Raw genomic sequence first — 4,909 nt, forward strand, 5'->3', positions numbered from 1 at the left:
GACCGAAACTCATTCCGACCAGCAATTTTCACCCCACTAACTGCCACCACGCGCCACCCATATCGGCACATGCACGAACGCCCGACGACCCCGGGACCCCGTTGTCGCGGTCGGGCTCACGCCCGGGCCCGACTCTCACCCCGGGTGCTCGAGACCACCCTGCCCGGCCAACCCGACCGCAAGTCGCCCTTGCGGTAGCGGCGAGAGTGAGTGTACAGTCACTCACATGAGCCCTCGCAGTTCGATCCTCTCCACCGCCGACGCCCGTCGCCCGCTCGTGACGGCGGCTGCGATGCGCCGTTTCGCACGCGGCGGCTACCACGGAACGACCGTGGCCACGGTCGCCGATGAGGCGAAGATCTCGTCGGCATACGTGTTCAAGCTCTTCCCTGGCAAGGAGGCACTGTTCGTCGCCGCTCTGGAGTCCTGCTTCGACGCGATCGTCGAAGCACTGGCCGAGGGCGCCGACGCGGCATCCGACCAGCAGCCGGAGACCGTCCTCGATGCGATGGGCGACGCCTACGCGGGCCTCATCGCCGACCGGACGCTCCTCATGCTGCAGGTGCACGCGCAGTCCGTCGCCGACGTCCCGCAGGTGGGCGACGCCCTGCGCGCCGGCATCCGCCGCGTGACCGAGTTCGCGCAGAGCCGTTCCGGCGCGGACGACGATGCCGTCCAGCGCTTCATCGCGTACGGGCAGCTGTGCCACCTCATCGTGACCGCACAGATCGACGACGACCCCTCGCCGTGGGCGCAGCTGCTGGCCCGCGGCATCCGCCATCCCGACTGAACCACCCACCCGCACCACCCGAATTCGCATGCCCTTAGGAGTGAGTGATGAGTCACTCTCCATTCGAAAGGAAAGAACCCATGTCCACCACCCTCGCCCCGGCTGCGACGCAGGCCGCCCCTGCACCGCGCAGCACCCGCCGCTGGCTCGCGCTCAGCGTGCTCGCCCTCGCACAGTTCCTCGTCGTGCTCGACGCGTCGATCGTCAACATCGCCCTGCCCGTGCTCGGCGCGCAGCTTGGCATGGAAACCGCCGCCCTGGCGTGGGTCATCACCGCATACGTCCTCGCCTTCGGAGGCCTGCTCCTGCTCGGCGGCCGGCTCGCCGACCGCTACGGGCACCGGCGCGTGTTCCTCGTGGGCACGGCGGGCTTCGTCGCCGCATCCGCCCTCGCCGGCCTGTCGGTCAGCAGCGGCATGCTCCTGACCGCCCGCGCGCTGCAGGGCGCCTCGGCCGCGCTCCTCGCGCCGGCGGCTCTCGCCCTGCTCACACAGCTGTTCCCCTCGTCGGCCGAGCGCACCAAGGCCCTCGGAGTGTGGGGCGGGGTCGCGGGAATCGGCTCTGCGGCGGGAGTGCTGCTCGGCGGCGTCCTCACCGCGACCCTCGGCTGGCAGTCCGTCTTCTTCGTCAACGTCCCGGTCGGCATCGTCGTCCTGGTGGCCATCCCGTTCCTCATCACGCGGGACGCGGTCACGGCATCGGAACGACTCGACGTCGCGGGCGCGGCGACGGTGACCGGCGCGCTCGTGGCGATCGTCGGCGCGCTGAGCGCTGTCGAGCAGGTGGGGTTCCTGCACCCGCTCCCCATCGCGCTGGGGGTGGCCGCGCTGGCACTCGGCACCGCGTTCGTCCTCATCGAGCGTCGCGCGGCGGCCCCGCTCGTGCCGCTCACGATCTTCCGCAACCGCAGCCTGACGGTCGGCAACATCGTCATGCTGCTCGTCGGCGCGGCGATGGTCGCGCTGTTCTTCGCGCTCTCGGTGTACATGCAGGCCGTGCTCGGCTACGACGCGCTCACCACCGGACTCGCTCAACTCCCCCTCGCCGGCGCGCTGGTGGTCGTGGCCGGGATCGTGCCTTCGGTGATCGCGCGGCTCGGCACGCGTCCGACGCTCATCTCGGCACTCGTCGTGCTCGCCGGCGGCCTCGTGTGGCTCTCGGCGGCGCCGGCCGACGCGCAGTTCGCGGGGGAGCTGCTCGGCCCTTCGCTCCTCATCGGCATCGGCATGGGCGGCGCTTTCGTCGCGACCACCCAGCTGGCCGTCGACGGCGTCGAGGGCGGCGAGTCGGGCCTGGCGGGAGGCCTCGTCAACACCAGCCAGCAGATCGGCGGCGCACTCGGTCTCGCCGTGCTCGCCACGGTCGCCGGCCTGCGCACCGACGCCCTGCTGGCCCAGGGAGCCTCCGCCCCCGACGCCCTCACCGGCGGGTTCGCGTGGCTGTTCCTGGGCGCCGCGGCGCTCTGCCTCATCGGCGCCGGAGTCACCGCCGCCGCGCGCAGGCGCTGAGCGCACGAAGAGAGGGAGGGGTGGTCCCCACGCCCTCCCTCTCGTGTCGCTGTCAGTCGCGGCGACGGTGCAGGGCCAGCACGGGGATCGTGCGGACGCCCTCGGTCTTCACCTCGTAGTCGCCGAAGCCCGGGTAGCGGCTCACCTGCTCGGCGTAGATGCGGTCGCGGTCCGCGCCGAGAGGCTCGGTCACGGTGACGGGATAGTGCTCCTCGCCGATCTCGACGGCGCCGCTGCCCGCGTCGCGCAGGTTGTAGTACCAGCCCGGATTCGTCGGGGCGCCGGCCTTGCTCGCGAACACGTAGACGGTGTCGGGGTCGGTGTCGTCGGCCAGGTACATCACCGGCGTCACGTGCTCGGCGCCGCTCTTGCGGCCGCGGTGGTGCAGCAGCACGAGGGGTGCGCCCTCGAAGTAGCCGCCGACCTTCCCCTTGTTGGCGCGGAACTCCGCGATCGTCTTCGCGTTCCAGTCGTCGTGGTCTGACACTCGTCCTCCGTCTGTTCGTGATGGGTACACCGAGCGTAGGTGCCCGGCACGCGCGCGGGCGTCAGCCGACGCGCAGCTCCTGGGGCTCGACGACCACGTCGACGAGCGCGCCGCCGCGCCACACGGTCATCTCAAGGCGACGGCCGATCGCGCCCTCGACCATCCGACGCTGCAGGGCCGTGGGATTGAGGATCGGCACGCCGTCGAGCGACAGCACGATGTCGCCGACGCGGGCACCGGCGACGGCGGCGGGGCTGTCGGGTACGATCGAGACGACCTGCATCCCGACCTTCGATCCCGCCTTCGCGGCGACGTCCGGGCCGAGCGGCACGGTCGAGCCCGCGATGCCGAGCCATGCCCGTCGGACGCGGCCGGTCGTGCGGAGGGCGTCGATGATCTCGCGGGTCGTGGCGTTGATGGGCACGGCGAGGCCCAGCCCGATCCCCGCGACGGCCGTGTTCACGCCCACCATGCGTCCGGCGCTGTCGGCGAGCACACCGCCGCTGTTGCCGGGGTTGAGCGCCGCGTCGGTCTGGATCACCTCGTCGATGACCCTTCCCGACCGTGTGGGGAGCGATCGCCCGAGCGCGGACACGATGCCGGCGGTCACGCTCCCCGACAGACCGCGCGGGTTGCCGAGCGCGACGACGAGCTGGCCGACGCCGAGGGCGGCGGCATCCCCCATCCGCACCGGAGGCGGCGTCTCGCCGTGAGCGCGGAGCACGGCGAGGTCCGACAGCGGATCGGCGCCGACGACCGAGGCCCTGGCCGTGGTGCCGTCGGGGAATGCGAGCTCGACGCCCACGGCACCGTCCACGACGTGCGCGCTCGTGAGCAGATGCCCGTCGGCGGTGATGACCGAGGCGCTGCCGGCTCCCGCGCCCTGACGGGTGCGCACGCTCACCGCGGCCACCGACGGCAGCACCGTCTGCGCGACGCGCATGACCGTCGAGGAGTAGGCGTCGAGCGCCTCGTGATCGTCCACGCACCCAGTGTCGCGCCGCCGCGGCGGGCGGGGCCCGAGTTCGCGCACGGCGGACGGGCGGCCGTGCCGGGACGGCGGGGCGAGGCCCGCCGTCCCGGCCGTGCTCACCCCGTCACATACGACAGGGCGTCGACGCGGAGCACATCGCCCGACGCCTTCACCAGCCGCAGCGTGTGCTGGCCCTTCTTGAGTCCGCTCTTCTCGAACAGCTTCTGCTGCGTGAGCCGCGCGTCGCCGTGCACATCCACGGTGTCGACGAGCTTTCCGTCCAGGTACACCTCGACGGTGCCCTGGTCGGGTGCGATCGGCCCCTTCACGGTCACGGCCGTGCCCGAGAAGGTCAGCGACACGGCGGCACCGTCATCCTTCGTCGCGTGCACGTCATCGCGCAGATCGCCGCGGAAGCGGAACTCCAGCGCGGTGTCGCCGTCGGCGAGCGCCCCGAGGAACGCCGCACCGAAGACGACGGCGTCGCCGTCGGTGGTGTAGTCGGTCCCGCTCTTGAGCGCCGCGCCGTCGCGGTACACGCCGAGCAGCTCGCCCGGGTCGCGCAGCACGTGGACGGTGGCGGCCTCGGGAGCTGCGCGGTCGAACGCGACGTGATCGATGTCGAGCAGGCTCTCCTGCACGACGTCGAGGCGGTCGAGCAGCATGAACTGCCCCGACTTCTTCACGACGCGGATCGTGTGGCTGCCGTTGGGCAGGTCGCGCTTGCTGAACACGACCTGCTGGGCTCCGCGGCCCTCGGCCTGGTAGGTGCTGACCGTGGCGGCGAGCACGCCGTCGATGTACACCTCGGCATCGCCCTGCGACTGGTGCGTCTCGGTCACCCAGTCGATCCCGGTGCCCACGAACGAGTACTGGAAGGCGCTGCCGTCGGCCTCGCCGTAGTGCACGTCGTCCTGGTAGTCGCCCAGGCCGCGGCCCGTGCTGTGACCCCAGTTGCCGGTGTACGCGATGCCCGGGTCGGTGTCGTTGACGGCGATGCCGCGCGACGTGCCGGTGGCCGGCGCCGTGCCACCCTTCGACGAGTCGAACACCGACACCGTGAGCGACTGCGACGCCGCGACCTGCTCGGCGCCGCCGTTGCGCGACCACGCGCCCTCATACGTGAGCTGCGCGTCGTCGTCGTTCAGCGC

The 4,909-nt window shown here is 71.8% G+C and carries 5 protein-coding genes; 2 read left to right on the top strand and 3 right to left on the bottom strand.

All coding sequences use genetic code 11. The features are described 5' to 3' along the window. Positions 1-226 precede the first annotated feature (226 nt). Both ACTHNQ_RS03150 and ACTHNQ_RS03155 read left to right on the top strand, forming a co-directional pair. Entirely contained in the window at positions 227-790 is a 564-nt protein-coding gene (locus ACTHNQ_RS03150; RefSeq protein WP_440331017.1) for a TetR/AcrR family transcriptional regulator, read from the top strand. Between the two features lie 80 nt (positions 791-870). Further along, on the top strand, positions 871-2,298 hold the full coding sequence (locus tag ACTHNQ_RS03155; RefSeq protein WP_440331018.1) for a DHA2 family efflux MFS transporter permease subunit: 1,428 nt from the start codon (positions 871-873) through the stop codon (positions 2,296-2,298). 52 nt (positions 2,299-2,350) lie between these two features. Here the strand turns inward: ACTHNQ_RS03155 and ACTHNQ_RS03160 are convergent, their stop codons facing one another. The 3 genes from ACTHNQ_RS03160 to ACTHNQ_RS03170 form a co-directional block, all read right to left on the bottom strand. Next, positions 2,351-2,785, bottom strand: a complete 435-nt coding sequence (locus ACTHNQ_RS03160) for a nitroreductase/quinone reductase family protein (protein ID WP_440331020.1) — start codon at positions 2,783-2,785, stop codon at positions 2,351-2,353. 61 nt (positions 2,786-2,846) lie between these two features. Next, entirely contained in the window at positions 2,847-3,770 is a 924-nt protein-coding gene (locus tag ACTHNQ_RS03165; protein WP_440331022.1) for a S1C family serine protease, read from the bottom strand. Between the two features lie 104 nt (positions 3,771-3,874). Next, on the bottom strand, positions 3,875-4,909 hold a 1,035-nt coding region (locus ACTHNQ_RS03170), incomplete at its 5' end, for a X2-like carbohydrate binding domain-containing protein (protein ID WP_440331024.1).

It is taken from the genome of Microbacterium sp., assembly GCF_051953575.1.
Taxonomy (GTDB): Bacteria; Actinomycetota; Actinomycetes; order Actinomycetales; family Microbacteriaceae; genus Microbacterium.